Genomic DNA, 15,745 nt, shown 5'->3' with positions numbered 1-15,745 from the left:
ATCTCGGCGCCGGCGCGAGGGCCGGCGCCGGCGGCGAGCGATCGTGACCGCGCGCCTGCTCCGACTGGCGCAATGCCTCGAGGATGTAACTCATGGCGAGACCTCCCGCAGCCGGGCGATCCCCGGCAGGTCGACCTGATTGTGCAGTGCGATCAGAGTCCGTGCGCCGGCCAGCCCGTCGGCCTCCAGCCCCTGGCTGCGCTGGAAGCGCTCCAGCGCCTTGCGCAGCACCGGGTCGAAGCCGGGGGTCTCGAGATCGCTGAAGCCCAGCTCCGGCACCTCGGCGAGCAGTCGGCGCAGCCAGCGGATCGCCTCGGCCTCGTCGCCGGGACCGATCACCGCCCCGCCGACCGGGGGCGGCTGCCAGAGCACCACGAAGTCCCCCGACCAGGCCCGCTCGAGCGCCTTGGCGGGGATCTCGACCGCCCCCTCGGGGCCATCGATCAACGCCGTGTCTCGGCGCAGCCCGGCAAGCACCAGATAACGCGCCTCGGGCGCATCCTCCTCGGGCTCGACCGCGAGCAGCGCCGGGCGGTCGAGCCGCCGCAGCACCGCGAGCGCCCCCCGACCCGACTCGCAGCGCAGCCCGAGCGTGGCGACGCGCGCGCAGGGCGCGCCCTCGCCCAGGGTTTCGAGCTCGACACCCCAGCGACGCAGCAGCCGCAGCATCGCCTCGGGTTCGGTCGCGGCGGCCGCCCGCAACGCTTCGGGGAGACGCCGGGGCAACGGCTCGACGACCTCGGCCTCGCTGCTCGTGCCTGGCCCGGCAAGCGGGTGCGACGACCTCGCGCCGAGCCAGTCCATGCCCCACCAGCCGGCCCCGAGCGCCACGGCCAACACCGCCCCGACGACCAGTGTCGGGGAGGCGCCGCGCGAGCGGTCATGATGATCGACCGGGTCGCCGCCGAGTTCGCGCGCGGCGCGGGCGACGATCCCGGCATCGACCCGTGGGTGACGACTGACATAGGCGCCGAGCAGGGCGCGGTCGCAGAGGATGTTGATCAGCCGCGGCAGACCACGGCTCCAGCGGTGGATGCGCCACAGCGCCATGGCGGTGAAGGGCATCCGCTCACAACCGGCGACGGCCAGTCGGTGGCCGATATAGGCGCTGGTCTCGTGATGATCGAAAGGGTGCAGGTGGACCCGCGCGGTGATCCGCTGATCGACCTGACGCAGCTGCGCGCGTGCCAGCATCCGGCGCAGCTCGGGCTGGCCGATGAGAAAGATCTGCAGCAGCTTGTGGGTGCTGGTCTCGAGGTTGGTGAGCAGACGGATCTGTTCGAGCACGCGCGGGCGCAGGTTCTGCGCCTCGTCGATGATCAGCAGCGCGCGTCGCCCCTCGGCGTGCAGCGCCAGCAGATACTGGTTGAGGGCATCGACCAGACGCTTGAGCGAACGCTCGTCGGCGGCGATCGCGATGCCGAACTCCTCGCACACCGCCACCAGCAACTCGCGGGCGGTGAGGCACGGGTTGAGGATCAGCGCCACCTCGACGTGCTCGGGCAGCTGTTCGAGGAAGGCGCGACAGACCGTGGTCTTGCCGGTGCCGACCTCGCCGGTGAGCAGCACGAAACCGCCCTGCTCGCCGGCGCCATAGACCAGGTGCGCGAGCGCCTCGCGATGCTGCGCGCTGAGGAACAGATAGCGCGGATCGGGCGCGATCGAGAAACAGGGTTCGGAGAGACCGAAATAACTGGGATACACGGCTGTCGCTCGCGGCGGCTGCCGGCTTACTGGATGATGAAGCTGCCGAAATAGAGACCATCGACGGCAAAGGTTCCGGCCTGTTCGAGCAGCCCCTCCTGTACCGCCTTGAGCGCGCCCAGACGCAGCGCATCACGCTGATCGAGCGCACTCACCTCATCGACCGTGCGACCGGCGAAATAGCTGATCAGCCGGTCGCGGATCAGCGGCATATGGGTATTGACCGCGTCGGCCGCCTCGGCGGTGCGGACATAGAGATCGATGCCGACCTTGAGGAAACGGGTACGGCTCTCGCCGGCGAGGTTGACGATCAGGGCCGGATCGATGGCGATGTAGTTATCGGTAAAGGGCTCGTCCTGGGCCGCGACCGGCTGGAGCTGTGCCAGCCCGAGCACCAGGGTCAGCACGAGTGCGAGCTGAGTCACTGCGTTCTTCATGGGATTTCACTGTGTACGTATGATGCCCCGCCTGGGGCCGGAAGGTGCCGTCCTTGCGTCCGGCGTCCAACCGATGACTCTACCCCAGGCGGGCGGCCGGGCAAAGGGCCAGGCCCGGGCGCCTCTACTCAACCGCCGGGGCGCGGCAGGTCGTGCTCGATGATCGCCATCGCGCGGCGACAGATCTCGCGCCCGTAATCGGTCCACTCGCCCTGCCCCCAGTAGCGGTAGCAGCTCGTCTGCGAGCACAGCAGATGGAAGAGCGCGTTGCGGTAGCGCGGGTCGTCGCTATCGATCCCGGGCACCAGCACGCGCTCGTTGAACAGCGCGCTGGCCTCCTCCATCGGCCCGAGCACATTGTCGTAGCCGGCCACCCAGGACAGATCGCTGGTCCAACTGCCGCCGTCCATGTGGAAGCGGTCGTCCTCGCGCTGGAGCGTGTCGATCACCTCGGCCAGTCGCTGCGGGCCGTCGCCGGGCTGCATCCGCGCCCAGATGCGGTCCTGGAACAACGGCTGCACCTCGGGCAGCGCCGACTCGCGCACGCCGAGCGCGAACAGGTGTTCGAGATACTCGCTGACGTTCATCAACGGGGTGTCGGAGCCACTGGCCGCGCGCACCACCTCAATGAACTTGGGCGGGAACTCGTTCATCATCACCCCGCCGTTCTCGCCGTCGGCGATCTGGGTGACCAGCGGCGGCACCTCATGCCCGTCGAGGGTCAGCGGCGCGAGCCCCTGGGCCTCGTACCAGGGCTGCATCTGCGCCACCAGCTTGGTGTCTGACCCCTGGGTCTTGACGATGGCGATGATGCTCGCCTGCTCGCCCTTGGAGTTGGTGCACACCAGCCGGTGCGGCAGGTGGGGGCGGCGCGGGTGAGCGCCGGTCTCGGGCTCGATCACGGTGTGCTCCTGCACCAGCACCCACTGATAACCGCAGTCGACCAGGGTCTTGACGAACTCGTAGGCGACGTCCGGATGATTGGGCAGGGCCATCTCCGAGGGCGAGAAGCCGCGTACCCGCTCCAACGCCTCCCAGCCGAAGAGGGCGGCGAAGTGGTGCTGGAAGGCACGCACGTGCAGCCGGTAGTCCTGCACCGGGGTGGAGGGCGCCACCGCGTGGCCCCAGGGCATGCCGAGCCACTCCACCGCGGGGCTGTAGTCGGGGTTGCAGGTGATCGTCTGCAGCGCCTCGATCACCCCGTGCTCGCCCATCCGCCGCAACCCGTGCAACAGGGTGCCGGAGTACTCGAGCATGCAGCGCGGCGCGTGGCCCTCGCCGATCAGTTGGGGGATGAACTCGCCCATCCGCTTGTAGCACCAGACGAACGCCGGGGCGTTGTGGTTATCGCCGATGTCCTGGTGCTCCATCATGTATTGCAGGTTGCTGATGATGGCGGCGCTGCGCAGGTCCGACCCGCCGGCCGGGATCAGCGGTTGGTGCTGATGCAGCGCGATGGCGGTGGCCGCGCGCACCCGCGGGAAGTCGATGCCGCCGGGCGCGGCAAACAGCGGTCGCGCGCGCGCCGCTGTCGCCACCCGCGCGACCTCGGCCTCGTGACCGCTGATGTTGGGCAATTCGTCGATGTATTCGGGTAACTGGTCCACGGCGGTGCTCCTCTGCTGCTGGTGATGCACGAGCGGGCGCGGCGACGGGCCGCGCCCGTGGATCCCGCGCGGCGGGCATCGTGCCACCGCCGCGCCAGCCCGGCGCTCAGTCGTCGGCGACGGGCTCGGGCGACGCCCCGGCGAGCAGCGCGCCCGCCCGCGCCAGGTCGGCCTCGGCGCGCCCCACCCAGTCCTCGCCCCAATAGAAGTTGCAGCTGGTCTCGGCGCGCAACAAGGCGTTCAGCGCCTCGCCCAACACCGTCAGGGCCTCACCGTCGTCGCGCTCGCCGGCGGCCCGGCGCGCCTGGTGCAGCGCGGCGCTGACCCGGGCGCAGTCATCGAGCGCCGCGCGCTGGCGCGCCGAGCCGGTCCACTGAGTGAAGTCGCGGCCGTGATGCCAGCCGGTGTTCCAGGCCCCGGTGCGTACCCGCACCTCGCCGTGGAAGCCGTGATGTTCGAGATAGTCGCCGATGAAGGTCGGCACCAGCGCCGCCGTCCCGGCGCCGACGCGCTCGAGCAGCGGCAGATAGAAGGCGCTCCAGAAGTTCGCTCCGGGGGTGACGTTGCGGAACCAGCCGCCGTTCTCGCCGTCGGTGGCGGTGGTCACCAGCGGCTCGAAGTCGCACCACCTGGTGCGCTCGGCGACCTCGCGCAGGAACCAGTCGACCTCCATCCCCGACTCCTGGGCGTCGGAGAGTTCGCGATCGCGCACCACCACCACGATCTCGGCGCCACCATGACGGGCGATGTGCGGACGGTAGCGCAGCGCCTGCCAGCTCATCGGCGTGACCGGCTCGACGTGCTCGCTGTCGACCAGCACGTAGCGATAACCGGCGGCGCGCAGTTGCGGGATCAGCTCCATCGAGAAGCCCATCTCCGGCGGCCAGAAGCCGTCGAAGCGCGGGCGCCAGAACAGATGGCGCGCCACACCCAGCCAGCGCCCGAGGTGCTCGAGGCGATCGGCCTCGGGGGTCAGCGGCAGCACCGGGTGGTAATAGCCGGTGCCGAGGATCTCGAACAGCCGCTGGTTCTGCAGGTGCCAGAGCAGCGAGCCGCAGTCGACGACGCCGTAGACGCGCTGCTGGAACTCGGGGTCGGAGAGGGTCTCGAGCAGGGTGCCGGAGAGCGACAGGTGGACCCGCGCCAGCGCCTCGTGTCCCCACAGGCTGCGCGGGATGCGATCGAGCGCGAAGAGGATCTCGCGCGCCTCCCAGGGCTGGTGCTCGAGCAACTGCTCGAGATTGCCGGTGGGCTGGTGCAGGTTGAGCACGAGCGCATGGTGCACAGTCATGACGAGCGACCCCGCGACGGGTGATGAGCGACCGACGGCATCCGGCCGTGGTGTCCGGTGCACCCCGGAGATGCCGGACGACCGTCCCTAGAGCATAACAGAGGGTCCGGGACAGACATACTACGCTCGGATGACGGTCACTCGCGCCCCATTTCATCCAACCCCATCGATAGCGTCGGGCGTTGCCCCTTGTGCCCGCCCTCCCCGCCCACCATCTCGCCGGGAGACACCCCCGTCAGCCACCCGCTGGAGAGGCGATGCCCCACACCGATGCCCTGCTTCGCGCCCACGACCTGCACCGACACTACCGCGAGGCCGGCGGCCACGGCGAGCGCCGGGTGCTCGAGGGCGTCGGCCTCAGCGCCCATGCCGGCGAGTGCGTGGCGCTGCTCGGGCGCAGCGGCTCGGGCAAGTCGACGCTGCTCAACCTGCTCGCCGGCATCGACCGGCCCGATCACGGCTGGGTGGAGATCGACGGCACGCGGCTCTCGACCCTCGGCGAACCGGCGCTGACCCGGCTGCGCCGCCGCCGCGTCGGCTTCATCTATCAGTCGTTCAACCTGATCGACGAGCTGACCGTGGCCGAGAACCTCGCCCTGCCGCTGGCACTCGACGGCGTGCGCGCCCGTGAGGCGCAACCGCGCTGTAGCGCGATGCTCGAACGCCTCGGGCTCGACGGTCGCGCCGAGGCCTTCCCCGACCAGCTCTCCGGCGGCGAGCAGCAGCGCGTGGCGATCGGTCGGGCGCTGATCCACGCGCCCGCGCTGGTGCTCGCCGACGAGCCCACCGGCAACCTCGACGCCGACACCGGCGCGCGGGTGCTGGAGCTGCTCGCGGCGCTGTTTCGCGAGCAGGGGCGCGCCCTGGTGCTGGTCACCCACAGCCGCGCGGTGGCGGCGATCGCCGATCGGGTGCTGACCCTCGAACGCGGCCGGCTGTGCACCGACGATACGGCGCTGTCCTGGTGATCCCGCTGCTCGCCCGCATCAGCCTGCGCCAGCTCTCGCGCCAGCCCTGGCAGAGCGCGCTGGCGGTGCTCGGCATCGCCCTCGGGGTCGCGGTGGTGGTCGCGGTGGGGCTGGCCAACGACAGCGCGCGCCGCGCCATCGCGCTCTCGGTCGAGCAGCTCGACGGTCGCGCCAGTCATCGCATCGAGTCGAGCGGCACGGGCATCGCCGACGCCGAGGCCGCGCGACTGCTGCGGGCCCTCGCCCCCTACCCGGCCACACCGGTGATCGAGCAACCGCTGCGCCTCGAGGGCGAGGGCCTCACCCTGCTCGGCATCGATCTGCTCCAGGCCGACGCGCTGCGCGGCGACGCGCTCGCCGCCGAGGCCCTGCCCGACCCGTCGCGGCTCGCCGCCCTGCTCACCGAGCCCGGCGCGCTGCTGCTCGGCGCGACCGATGCCCGCCGTCTCGGCGCGGTCCCCGGCGACCGGCTGAGCGTACGTCACGGCGGCCACACCCGGCAGGCGCGACTGGTCGGGGTGATCGAGCAGGGGCTCGACGGTCTTGCGCTCGCCGATCTCGGCAGCGCCCAGTGGCTTGCCGGGCGCGACGGCGTGGTCGATCGCATCGATCTGGTGCTGCCGCCCGCGGCGGCCGCCGGGGTCGCCGCCGCGCTACCGCCGGGACTGCGGCTGGAAGCGAGCGCCCAACGCGGCGCGGCGCTCCACGAGATGACCCGCGCCTTTCGCATCAACCTGCTGGCGATGAGCCTGATCGCGCTGCTGGTCGGCGGCTTCATCGTCTATAGCACCCAGACCTTCACGGTGGTGCGCCGGCGCGCGTTGTTCGGCACCCTGCGCGCGCTCGGCGCCACCCGTACGCGGATCGCCGCACTGGTGCTCGCCGAGACCCTGGCCCTCGCCCTGGTCGGCGCACTGCTCGGGATCGCCCTCGGCATCCTCGCCGGGCGGGGGCTGGTGCAGCTGGTCGCGCGCACCATCGACGATCTCTATTTCCGCCTCGAGGTCAGCACGCTCGCGCTCGACCCCGCGACCCTGGTGCTCGGCGCCGGGCTGGCGCTCGGCGTGGCGCTGGTCGCCGCGCTCGCCCCGGCACTGGAGGCCGCCGGCGTCGCGCCGCGCGAGGCGATGCGCGCCCAGGGGCTCGAACGACGCGCCCAGGGCTGGGCCGCGCCGCTCGCCCGGCTCGGCGCCGCGCTGGCGCTGACCGGCTGGCTCGCGACCCTGCTCCCGGGGGAATCGCTCGCGCAGGGGTTCGCGCTGCTGCTCATGGTGGTGCTCGGGTTGGTGCTCTGCGTCCCGGCGCTGCTGCGCGGGGCCGCCGCCGCGCTCGCCGGGCTCGGCGCCCGGCTCGGCGCGCCGCTGGCGCTGGTGCTGGCGGCGCGCACGGTGGCCGGCTCGGTCGCCCGCACCGGCATCGCCGCGGCCGCGCTGACCCTCGCCGTGGCCACCAGCGTCGGGGTCGGGGTGATGATCGAGAGCTTCCGTCACAGCGTGATCGACTGGCTCGACCACACCCTGGAGGGCGAACTCTATGTCACCGCCGACAGCCGCGAGGCCCCGCTGCCCCCCGGTCTCGACGAGGCGCTCGTAGCGACCGACGGGGTCGCCTCGGTGATCCGTGCACGCCGCATGACGGTCACCACCCGCGAGGGCGACGCCACCCTGCTGGTACGCGACCGCCCCGCCCCCGACGCCACCGGACCGCTGCTGCTCGCGCGACTCGACGGCGACCCCTGGGCGGCTGGACGCATCCTCGTCTCCGAGCCCTATGCCCATCATCACCGTCTCGCCCCCGGCGATCGCATCGAACTGGCCACGCCTGATGGCTGGCGCCGCTTCAGCGTCGGCGCGGTGTTTCGCGACTACGGCTCGGATCGCGGTCTGCTCATGCTCCCCTACCGCGAGGCACGCGCACACTGGGAGGGAATCGGCATCGGCTCGCTCGCCCTGAAGCTCGCCCCCGACGGCGATCCGCAACGGGTGCGCGAGCGCGTGCAGGCGCTCGCCGAGACCCACGATCGCACCCTGCTGCTGACCGCCAGCGGCGAGATCCGCACGCTCACCCTGGAGATCTTCGATCGCACCTTCGCCATCACCGAGGTGTTGCGTCTGCTCGCACTCGCCGTCGCCTTCGTCGGCGTGCTCAGCGCCCTGCTCGCGCTGCAGCTCGAACGCCGCCGCACCCACGCGCTGCTGCGTGCCACCGGGATGAGCGGCCGCACCCTGGCCCTGACGCTGCTGGCGCAGGGCTCGATCCTCGGACTGGTGGCGGGGCTGCTGGCCATCCCGCTCGGGCTGGTGATGGGCGAGCTGCTGATCCGCATCATCAACGTGCGCGCCTTCGGCTGGAGCATGACCCTGCAGATCCCGCCGCTGGCGCTCCTCTCCGGCCCCTTGCTGGCCTGGTGTGCGGCGCTCGCCGCCGCCCTGCCCCCGGCGCTGCGCGCGGGGCGCGAGCCACCCGCGCGCGGGCTGCGTGGGGACTGAATTCGCCCCCCGCGTACGCCTATCGCCATCGCCCTGGACGCAGCCCGACACGAGGTCGATTATGTGTATTCTATGGAGGTCTCGAGGCGATGCCGGCCGCCACCCGCCAGGCCAGATCGCGGCAGTCGCGCCGACCCCGCCCCGGACCCCTTTCCGTCGCGCCGGATCAGCGATCCCGTGACGGTCGTCCGTGCAGGCAAACCGAAAGGGTACGGCCCCAGGGGTTTGGCCCGACAGGAATCCACAAGCGAGTGTGCGACATGGCTGAAGAAAAGAAGATCGTGACCAAGAAGACCGCCCCTAAGCGGGCCACCAGCACGGACAAGGCCGCGGCCAAGAAGACCGCGACCAAGCCGGCAACCCCGCGCAAGAAGCGCGCGAGCGCCGCGAGCACGACCAAGAGCCCTCGCACCAGCGCGCGCACCACCACCAAGAAGACCACCGCGGCGGCGGCACCGCGCGCGCAACCGAAGCCGGCGGCGAGCGCGCCAGCGGCGACGCCCGCCGCGAGCTACACCCCGCCGACGCGCTTTCTCACCGTCGACCCCGAGCACCGTCTGGCGATGATCCGCGAGGCGGCCTACTACAAGGCCGAGCAGCGCGGCTTCGCGCCCGGACACGAGCGCGAGGACTGGGGCGAGGCCGAGCGCGAGATCGACGCCATGCTGGCCCACGCACAACTCTCCGGGCGCGGCTGAGCCTGCCAGGGCGGTGCAGGGACGCGCCGGGCGCGGGCGTCAAGCGGGGGGAAGGATGGATCGATGCGTCGTCGAGACGCATGGCCGCGGCACCTCCCTGTGCCGGGGCGTCGGGACCGGACGGGCTAGAGACCCAGCTCCTCGAGCAGATCGGTATCGACCAGCGCCGACTGCTGCGGCGCGCCGCTCTTGACCGAACCGTCGCTCTGCTTCTGCTCGGCGAGGATGCGATCGGGATCGACCTCCTCGCGCTCGAAGTCGTGGAGCTTGAGGAACTCGGTCTTGTCCATCGCCAGCTCCATGTAGAAGACATTGCGCCGGGCGGTGGTGAAGGCGACGCGACGGGCCTGCGGACGATCGAGATTGGTGTCGATGCTGACCATCACCTCCTTGTTGATGGTGAGCATCTTCGGCTGGTTCTGGTTGATCGAGACCTGCAGATCACGACCGACGTTGCCGGTGAAGTCGCCGACGATCTGGTTCATCAGCTCGCCGAGCATGTTGGCCACCTCGTCGGAGGTGTGCACGGTGGCCAGCTCCGACTCCGAGATCCCCATGTTGGTCATGTAGGAGCGATAGATCTCCATCGCCGCCTGCGACGAGAAGTTGATGATCACCAACCCCGAGAATCCACCGTCGAACAGCACGAAGCAGCCGATGTCCGGGCGCAGACAGGTGCGGGTGATCTTCTGCACCATCGGCGAATAGCCGATCTGGTTACCCGTGGCGGTGGAGAGTACCTTCGTCACCGAACTGCACAACATCACCAGAATGTCGTCTGTCGAAATAGTCTTTGGTTTTGCCACCAGAATCGTCTCAAGCTGGATGGGCGACCCCGGGCGTCAACGGCATCGGGATCTGGGGGGCGTGGTCCACGCCACGAGGGGCGCGGACCGGCTGGCTCGGAAACCGGCGCACCGTGCCGCGCACGGCGTGCGACCGGGCCCGGGAGGACGGGTGCATTCACCCGGCACTGTGTCCGTCATCGTCTGGAACTATAGTGGAGCGACGCGACGCCTCCAAGCCTCGGGGGACGAACCGCCCGACACCTCGTCCGTCCGATTCGCACCGGTGGGCGCGCCAGGGCTTGCGCTGGGACGCCCTTGCCACCACGCTAGCAGCCAGGACGATCGCATGACGACAGGGACGCCCCGGCCCGGACAACCCGCACAGGTACACGCCAAATGCACGCCTATGCACTGATCCCCACCGCGCTCATCGCCGCACTCGCCCTCGGCGCCTGCGGCACCACCACCACCTCGCGCACCGGCAGCGGCGCCGCCTTCGGCGCGGCCACCGGGGCCGCGATCGGCTCGCTCAGCGGCGACGCCGGCAAGGGCGCGCTGATCGGCGCCGGCGCCGGTGCCCTCGGTGGCTTTCTCTACGATCGCGACCAGAAGGCCCAGGGGCGCCGCTGAGCCAGCCGTCAGCCGTCAGCCGTCAGCCGTCAGCCGTCAGCGACCAGCATCGCGCCGACGGCGGATCCGCTGGAGGCTGATGGCTGATGGCTGATGGCTGAGCGCCGGATGTCGCCTCGACGTCTCACCTCCCCTCGCGCCCGATGACCGGCGTGGCCGGACATCGAGCCGACGATTTCGATATCCTTAGGGGTCTATGGACCTCACCAATCAGATCATCCTCGTCGGCTCGGCGGTGCTGCTGGTCAGCATGCTCGTCGGCGTGCTCTCCAATCGCATCGGCGCGCCGCTGCTGCTGGTGTTCCTGCTCATCGGCATGCTCCTCGGCGAGCAGGGACCGGGCGGCATCGCCTTCGACGACGTGCAGACGGCGCACCTGTTCGGCAGCCTGGCGCTGGCCATCATCCTCTTCGACGGCGGGCTGGCGACCCCGATCAAGCACTTCCGCGTCGGGCTGCGACCGGCGCTGTCGCTGGCCACCCTGGGGGTGGCGATCACCGCCACCATCACCGGGCTGTTCGCCGCCTGGTGGCTGGGGCTGAACTGGCTCGAGGGGCTGCTGCTGGGGGCCATCGTCGGCTCGACCGACGCCGCGGCGGTGTTCTCGCTGCTGCGCGCGCGCGGGCTCGAACTCAAGCAGCGCGTCGGCGCCACCCTGGAGATCGAGTCGGGCAGCAACGACCCGATGGCGGTCTTCCTCACCATCGCGCTGATCGAGCTGATCATCGGCGGTGGCGACCAGGGCTTCGGGCTGGTGATGCTCACCGAGTTCGCCCGCCAGATGGGGCTGGGCGCGCTGATCGGCCTGGCCGGCGGCTTCGCCCTCACCGCACTGATCAACCGTCTGGCGATGGCCGCCGGACTGCACCCGCTGGCGGTGATGGCCGGCGGTCTGACCCTGTTCGGCCTGACCGCGGTGCTCGGCGGCAGCGGCTTCCTCGCCATCTATCTCGCCGGGCTGGTGATCGGCAACCGTCCGCTGGAGTCGACCCAGAACATCAAGCGCTTCCACGACGGTATCGCCCGGCTCTCGCAGATCGGCATGTTCCTGATGCTCGGGCTGCTGGTCACGCCCTCGCACCTGCTGCCGGTGGCCGGCGATGCGCTGCTGTTCGCGGCGGTGCTGATCCTCATCGCCCGCCCGCTGGCGGTGTGGCTGTGCCTGCTGCCGTTCCGCTTCACCTGGCGCGAGCAGGCCTTCATCGGCTGGGTGGGACTGCGCGGCGCGGTGCCCATCATCCTCGCCCTGTTCCCGCTGCTCGCCGGTATCGAGCACGCGGCGATGTACTTCAACATCGTCTTCTTCGTGGTGCTGGTCTCGCTGCTGGTGCAGGGCTGGACGGTAGCCGGCCTGGCGCGCGCGCTGGGGCTGGAGGTGCCGCCCACCAGCCATGTGGTGCAGCGCGTCGAACTCGACATCCCCGGTCAACAGGAGCTGGAGCTGGTCGGCTACCGCCTCGCCGCCGACGCCCCGGTGCTGCTCGAGCGTCGCGCCCCGCATCTGCCCGCCGGGGTGCGCCCGGTGGCGGTGGTGCGCGAGCGCCAGCTGATCGACGCCGGCGACCTCGGCGACCTCAGGGGCGGCGACTATCTCTATCTGATGGCCGAGGCCCGCGCCCTGCCCGGGCTCGACCATCTGTTCGTCGCCCCGCCGGTGCCCGAGCGGCTCACCGAGCGCGCCTTCTTCGGCGACTTCGTGCTCGACGGCGAGGCGCAGCTCGGCGCGGTCTCGACGGTCTACGGCATGGCCATCGATCCCGCCGACCGCGACCTCACCCTCGATGCGCTGATCCGACGCAGCCTCAACCAGCACCCGGTGGTCGGCGACCGACTGGAGCTGGGCAGGATGGCGCTGGTGGTGCGCGAGGTCGAGGGCGACCGGGTGACCAAGGTGGGTCTCAAGCTCGGCTCCGACGACTGAGAGCAGATCCAGGCCACAGTCGCCGAGACCTGGGTCACGCAACACCGCTTTGAGATTGATCATCGACGGGCGGGGGCTTAGCTTATCCGACTGCCAGAACCCAGGTAGATACCAACCGACCCGGGCGCCTCGGACGCGCCCGTTGATCAGGTCGTGCCGCAGCCTCTCGCCCGGAGCGACCCTCAACCCCGTCATCAAGGAAGCGATCAGGAATCCGTCATGTTCGATGCCCCCTTCGACCGCGTCGAGGCCAGCGCCCCCTTTGCCGACAGCGACTGGTTCCACGCCTGTCGACAGACCCAGACGCCCTATGTGGTGATCCGCCACACCGAGCAGCGGGCCGACGTGCTGTGGGACTTCGTCACCCTGCCCGAGTGCTGCGACGCGGCCATCCGCGCCCATTTCGAGGCGTTGGAGCAGGCCGCGCGCGCGATCTTCCTGCGCTATGCCGACGCCGAGTCGCACCTGCGCGTCAAGCCGACCCTGATCGGCTTCGACCGATTGCCGATCGAGCAGGCCGAGGCCGCCGCCGACGCGCTCTATGCCCTGGTCGCGACCTATCTGCCCGGCGCCCGCCGCGCCACCGTCACGCCCCCGCCCACGGCGACAGCGCCACTCCCGACCCGCTCGAACCCGCAGGCCGGACAGCACGCCCAGTAAGCGTCGAAATCACCACATATAGTGCCCGATAGAGAATCTCTATCCCTACATGTTGTGATACCGATTTGACAGCACGCCCCTCTGTGTCGGATGCTCCGCGGCCTTCGACAACGGGTTCAGAACGGCTCCGCCACGACCCCTCCGACACAGGAACGCCTCGCCATGCTCAACTGGGATGACCCGCTCGCCGCCGCTCGCACCGCCAGCCCCGGAGAGGATGCGCCGCCCCCGCCGGCCACCCCGGGCCGAGAGGTCACGCGCGCGCGCCCCGGCAGCGGCCTGCTCGACAACGCCACCCTGATGTCGAGCGCCGGCGCCGCGCCGGTGGTCAGCCCCGAGCCCTTCGCCCAGGCCGCCGCCCAGCAGACCCTGCCGATCGACGAGCGCCCCGCCGCCGCGCCCGCCGGTGCCGGCGCCACCGGGCTGGAGTCGATCGCCCTCGGCGCCGGGCGCATCCGCGTCGACGACAAGCGCATCATCAACTGTCACGCCGATCTCAACCAGCTGGTGCCCTTCAAGTACGACTGGGCCTGGCAGAAATACCTCGACGCCTGCGCCAACCACTGGATGCCGCAGGAGATCAACATGAACGCCGACATCGCCCTGTGGAAGGACCCCAAGGGTCTGACCGAGGACGAGCGCACCATCATCAAGCGCAATCTCGGTTTCTTCTCCACCGCCGACTCGCTGGTGGCCAACAACCTGGTGCTCGCCGTCTATCGCCACATCACCAACCCCGAGTGCCGCCAGTACCTGCTGCGCCAGGCCTTCGAGGAGGCGCTGCACACCCACGCCTACCAGTACGTGGTCGAGAGCCTGGGGCTCGACGAGGGCGAGATCTTCAACATGTACCGCGAGTTGCCGGCGGTGGCGCGCAAGGCCGAGTGGGCGCTGCCCTACACCCGCCACCTCGCCGACCCGCACTTCGTCACCGGCACCACCACCAACGACCAGCAGCTGTTGCGCGAGCTGATCGCCTTCTACGTCATCTTCGAGGGCATCTTCTTCTACGTCGGCTTCGTCCAGGTGCTGAGCATGGGGCGGCGCAACAAGATGACCGGCACCGCCGAGCAGTTCCAGTACATCCTCCGCGACGAGTCGATGCACATGAACTTCGGCATCGACGTGATCAACCAGATCAAGCTGGAGAACCCGCACCTCTGGACCCCGGAGTTCCGCGACGAGCTGGTCGCAATGATCCGCGAGGCCGTCGAGCTGGAGTCGCAGTACGCCCGCGACACCATGCCGCGCGGCGTGCTCGGGCTCAACGCGCCGATGTTCGAGGAATACCTGCGCTTCATCGCCAACCGTCGCTGCGCCCAGATCGGCCTGCCCGAGCAGTACCCCGGCGTCACCAATCCCTTCCCGTGGATGTCCGAGGTGCTCGACCTGAAGAAGGAGAAGAACTTCTTCGAGACCCGGGTCACCGAGTACCAGACCGGCGGCGCGCTGAGCTGGGACGACTGAGCGCGGCGCGGGCGCGATGCGGGCGCTCACCCTGGCCTGGATCGGCTACGCCCTGGCGATCCTCTACGCCAGCCTGATCCCCTTCGATCTGCAGCCGCTCGCGCCCGCCGAGGCGCTCGCCCGTCTCGCCGACATCGGCTGGCTCACCCTCACCCCGGGACGGCGCGCCGACTGGATCGCCAACCTGCTCCTCTACCTGCCCTGGGCGGCGCTCGGCATGGCCGCCTGGGCGCCGCGCCTCGGCACGGCGCGCACCGCGCTCCTCGTCGCCCTCGCCGCCACCCTGCTGGCGCTCGGCATCGAGGCGCTGCAGGTCTACTTCCCACCGCGCACCGTCTCGCTCAACGACCCCGTCGCCGAGCTGCTCGGCACCGCCCTCGGGATCCTGCTGTGGACGCGCGCCGGGCATCGGCTGGCCCGGCTCGGCGCGCGGCTGCGCCATCCCGACGCGGGCGCCGTCGACGCCGCGCTCGGCCTCTTTCTGCTCGTCTATCTCGGCTTCGTCCTGTTCCCCTTCGATCTGGTGCTGGGCGTCGACGAGATCATCGACAAGGCCGCCGCCGGACGGCTCGGCTGGCTGTGGGCGCCGGTCTCCAACCAGGGCACGGTCTGGGCCCTGGCCCATGGCCTCGCCGAGATCCTCACCGCGTTGCCGCTCGGCATCCTCCTCGCCCGTCACCGGCGCGGCCCCGGCACCCTTGCCGCCGCCTTGGTGCTCGGGCTCGCCCTCGGACTGGCGATCGAACTGGTTCAGGTGCTGCTCGTCTCCGGCGTCTCCCAAGGCGTCTCGGTACTCACCCGCGCGCTCGGGGCCGGACTCGGCGCCTGGCTCGTCACCGCGCTGCGCGACCTCGACCCCGCCACCCGCGCCGCGCTCCCGCGTCATGCCCGCCGGGCTTCGCTTGCCCTGCTCGGCCCCTACCTGCTGCTGCTCGTCGAACTCCAGCTCGGCGGCCTCCCCACGCTCGATCGTTGGCGCACACCCGAGGCCATCCTCACCGACCTCCAGCAACTCCGCTTCCTACCCTTCTACTACCACTACTACAGCAGCGAGAGCGGCGCCCTGGTCAGTCTGGTGCTCAACC

At 70.5% G+C, this 15,745-nt stretch carries 13 protein-coding genes; 8 read left to right on the top strand and 5 right to left on the bottom strand.

Annotation, left to right across the window (positions count from 1 at the left end):
- Nucleotides 1–90: 90 nt before the first annotated feature.
- The 4 genes from EBL85_RS14985 to EBL85_RS14970 all read right to left on the bottom strand — a co-directional run bounded on the left by EBL85_RS14985 (nucleotide 91) and on the right by EBL85_RS14970 (nucleotide 5,039).
- Entirely contained in the window at nucleotides 91–1,704 is a 1,614-nt protein-coding gene (locus EBL85_RS14985) for an ExeA family protein (protein ID WP_123143321.1), read from the bottom strand.
- A gap of 26 nt (nucleotides 1,705–1,730) precedes the next feature.
- Nucleotides 1,731–2,141, bottom strand: a complete 411-nt coding sequence (gene fliL, locus EBL85_RS14980) for a flagellar basal body-associated protein FliL (RefSeq protein ID WP_123140436.1) — start codon at nucleotides 2,139–2,141, stop codon at nucleotides 1,731–1,733.
- 128 nt (nucleotides 2,142–2,269) lie between these two features.
- Nucleotides 2,270–3,748, bottom strand: coding sequence for a glycosyl hydrolase family 57 (locus EBL85_RS14975; RefSeq protein WP_123143320.1), 1,479 nt, complete (start codon nucleotides 3,746–3,748; stop codon nucleotides 2,270–2,272).
- A gap of 106 nt (nucleotides 3,749–3,854) precedes the next feature.
- On the bottom strand, nucleotides 3,855–5,039 hold the full coding sequence (locus EBL85_RS14970) for a glycoside hydrolase family 57 (protein ID WP_123140434.1): 1,185 nt from the start codon (nucleotides 5,037–5,039) through the stop codon (nucleotides 3,855–3,857).
- 257 nt (nucleotides 5,040–5,296) lie between these two features.
- Here EBL85_RS14970 and EBL85_RS14965 point away from each other — a divergent pair, with 257 nt between their 5' ends.
- From EBL85_RS14965 to EBL85_RS14955, 3 genes are all read left to right on the top strand, one after another.
- Nucleotides 5,297–6,007, top strand: a complete 711-nt coding sequence (locus EBL85_RS14965; protein WP_123140433.1) for an ABC transporter ATP-binding protein — start codon at nucleotides 5,297–5,299, stop codon at nucleotides 6,005–6,007.
- Nucleotides 6,004–8,496: an ABC transporter permease gene (locus tag EBL85_RS14960; RefSeq protein ID WP_190288100.1), complete on the top strand. Its 2,493-nt coding sequence runs from the start codon at nucleotides 6,004–6,006 to the stop codon at nucleotides 8,494–8,496. The genes EBL85_RS14965 and EBL85_RS14960 overlap by 4 nt, the downstream gene beginning before the upstream one ends.
- 260 nt (nucleotides 8,497–8,756) lie before the next feature.
- Nucleotides 8,757–9,194 (top strand): DUF2934 domain-containing protein, encoded by a 438-nt coding sequence (locus EBL85_RS14955; RefSeq protein ID WP_123143318.1) that lies wholly within the window; start codon nucleotides 8,757–8,759, stop codon nucleotides 9,192–9,194.
- Between the two features lie 125 nt (nucleotides 9,195–9,319).
- Here the strand turns inward: EBL85_RS14955 and EBL85_RS14950 are convergent, their stop codons facing one another.
- Nucleotides 9,320–10,000, bottom strand: coding sequence for a DUF3334 family protein (locus EBL85_RS14950; protein WP_123141787.1), 681 nt, complete (start codon nucleotides 9,998–10,000; stop codon nucleotides 9,320–9,322).
- A gap of 378 nt (nucleotides 10,001–10,378) precedes the next feature.
- Here EBL85_RS14950 and EBL85_RS14945 point away from each other — a divergent pair, with 378 nt between their 5' ends.
- The 5 genes from EBL85_RS14945 to EBL85_RS14925 form a co-directional block, all read left to right on the top strand.
- Nucleotides 10,379–10,612 carry a YMGG-like glycine zipper-containing protein gene (locus EBL85_RS14945; RefSeq protein ID WP_005223423.1) on the top strand — a complete coding sequence of 78 codons (234 nt, stop codon included), beginning with the start codon at nucleotides 10,379–10,381 and terminating at the stop codon, nucleotides 10,610–10,612.
- A gap of 196 nt (nucleotides 10,613–10,808) precedes the next feature.
- Nucleotides 10,809–12,533, top strand: coding sequence for a potassium/proton antiporter (locus EBL85_RS14940; RefSeq protein ID WP_123143317.1), 1,725 nt, complete (start codon nucleotides 10,809–10,811; stop codon nucleotides 12,531–12,533).
- Between the two features lie 219 nt (nucleotides 12,534–12,752).
- A complete protein-coding gene (locus EBL85_RS14935) occupies nucleotides 12,753–13,193 on the top strand; it encodes a hypothetical protein (RefSeq protein ID WP_005223421.1) in 441 nt (146 codons plus the stop codon).
- Nucleotides 13,194–13,355: 162 nt separating this feature from the next.
- Nucleotides 13,356–14,660, top strand: coding sequence for a ribonucleotide-diphosphate reductase subunit beta (locus EBL85_RS14930; protein WP_123143316.1), 1,305 nt, complete (start codon nucleotides 13,356–13,358; stop codon nucleotides 14,658–14,660).
- 16 nt (nucleotides 14,661–14,676) lie between these two features.
- The coding region (locus EBL85_RS14925; protein ID WP_190288099.1) for a VanZ family protein at nucleotides 14,677–15,745 on the top strand (1,069 nt) is incomplete at its 3' end.

The organism is Marichromatium sp. AB32 (assembly GCF_003718675.1).
Lineage (GTDB): Bacteria > Pseudomonadota > Gammaproteobacteria > Chromatiales > Chromatiaceae > Marichromatium > Marichromatium gracile.
The sequence above is the reverse complement of the archived record's forward strand: the minus strand, read 5'-3'. Positions and strand labels throughout refer to the sequence as shown.

Excerpts from the sequence above, each read along its gene's own strand:
- fliL (WP_123140436.1), bottom strand. The coding sequence starts at position 2,141 with ATGAAGAACGCAGTGACTCAGCTCGCACTCGTGCTGACCCTGGTGCTC.
- EBL85_RS14965 (WP_123140433.1), top strand. The coding sequence starts at position 5,297 with ATGCCCCACACCGATGCCCTGCTTCGCGCCCACGACCTGCACCGACAC.
- EBL85_RS14955 (WP_123143318.1), top strand. The coding sequence starts at position 8,757 with ATGGCTGAAGAAAAGAAGATCGTGACCAAGAAGACCGCCCCTAAGCGG.
- EBL85_RS14945 (WP_005223423.1), top strand. The coding sequence starts at position 10,379 with ATGCACGCCTATGCACTGATCCCCACCGCGCTCATCGCCGCACTCGCC.
- EBL85_RS14940 (WP_123143317.1), top strand. The coding sequence starts at position 10,809 with ATGGACCTCACCAATCAGATCATCCTCGTCGGCTCGGCGGTGCTGCTG.
- EBL85_RS14930 (WP_123143316.1), top strand. The coding sequence starts at position 13,356 with ATGCTCAACTGGGATGACCCGCTCGCCGCCGCTCGCACCGCCAGCCCC.
- EBL85_RS14970 (WP_123140434.1), bottom strand. The coding sequence starts at position 5,039 with ATGACTGTGCACCATGCGCTCGTGCTCAACCTGCACCAGCCCACCGGC.
- EBL85_RS14935 (WP_005223421.1), top strand. The coding sequence starts at position 12,753 with ATGTTCGATGCCCCCTTCGACCGCGTCGAGGCCAGCGCCCCCTTTGCC.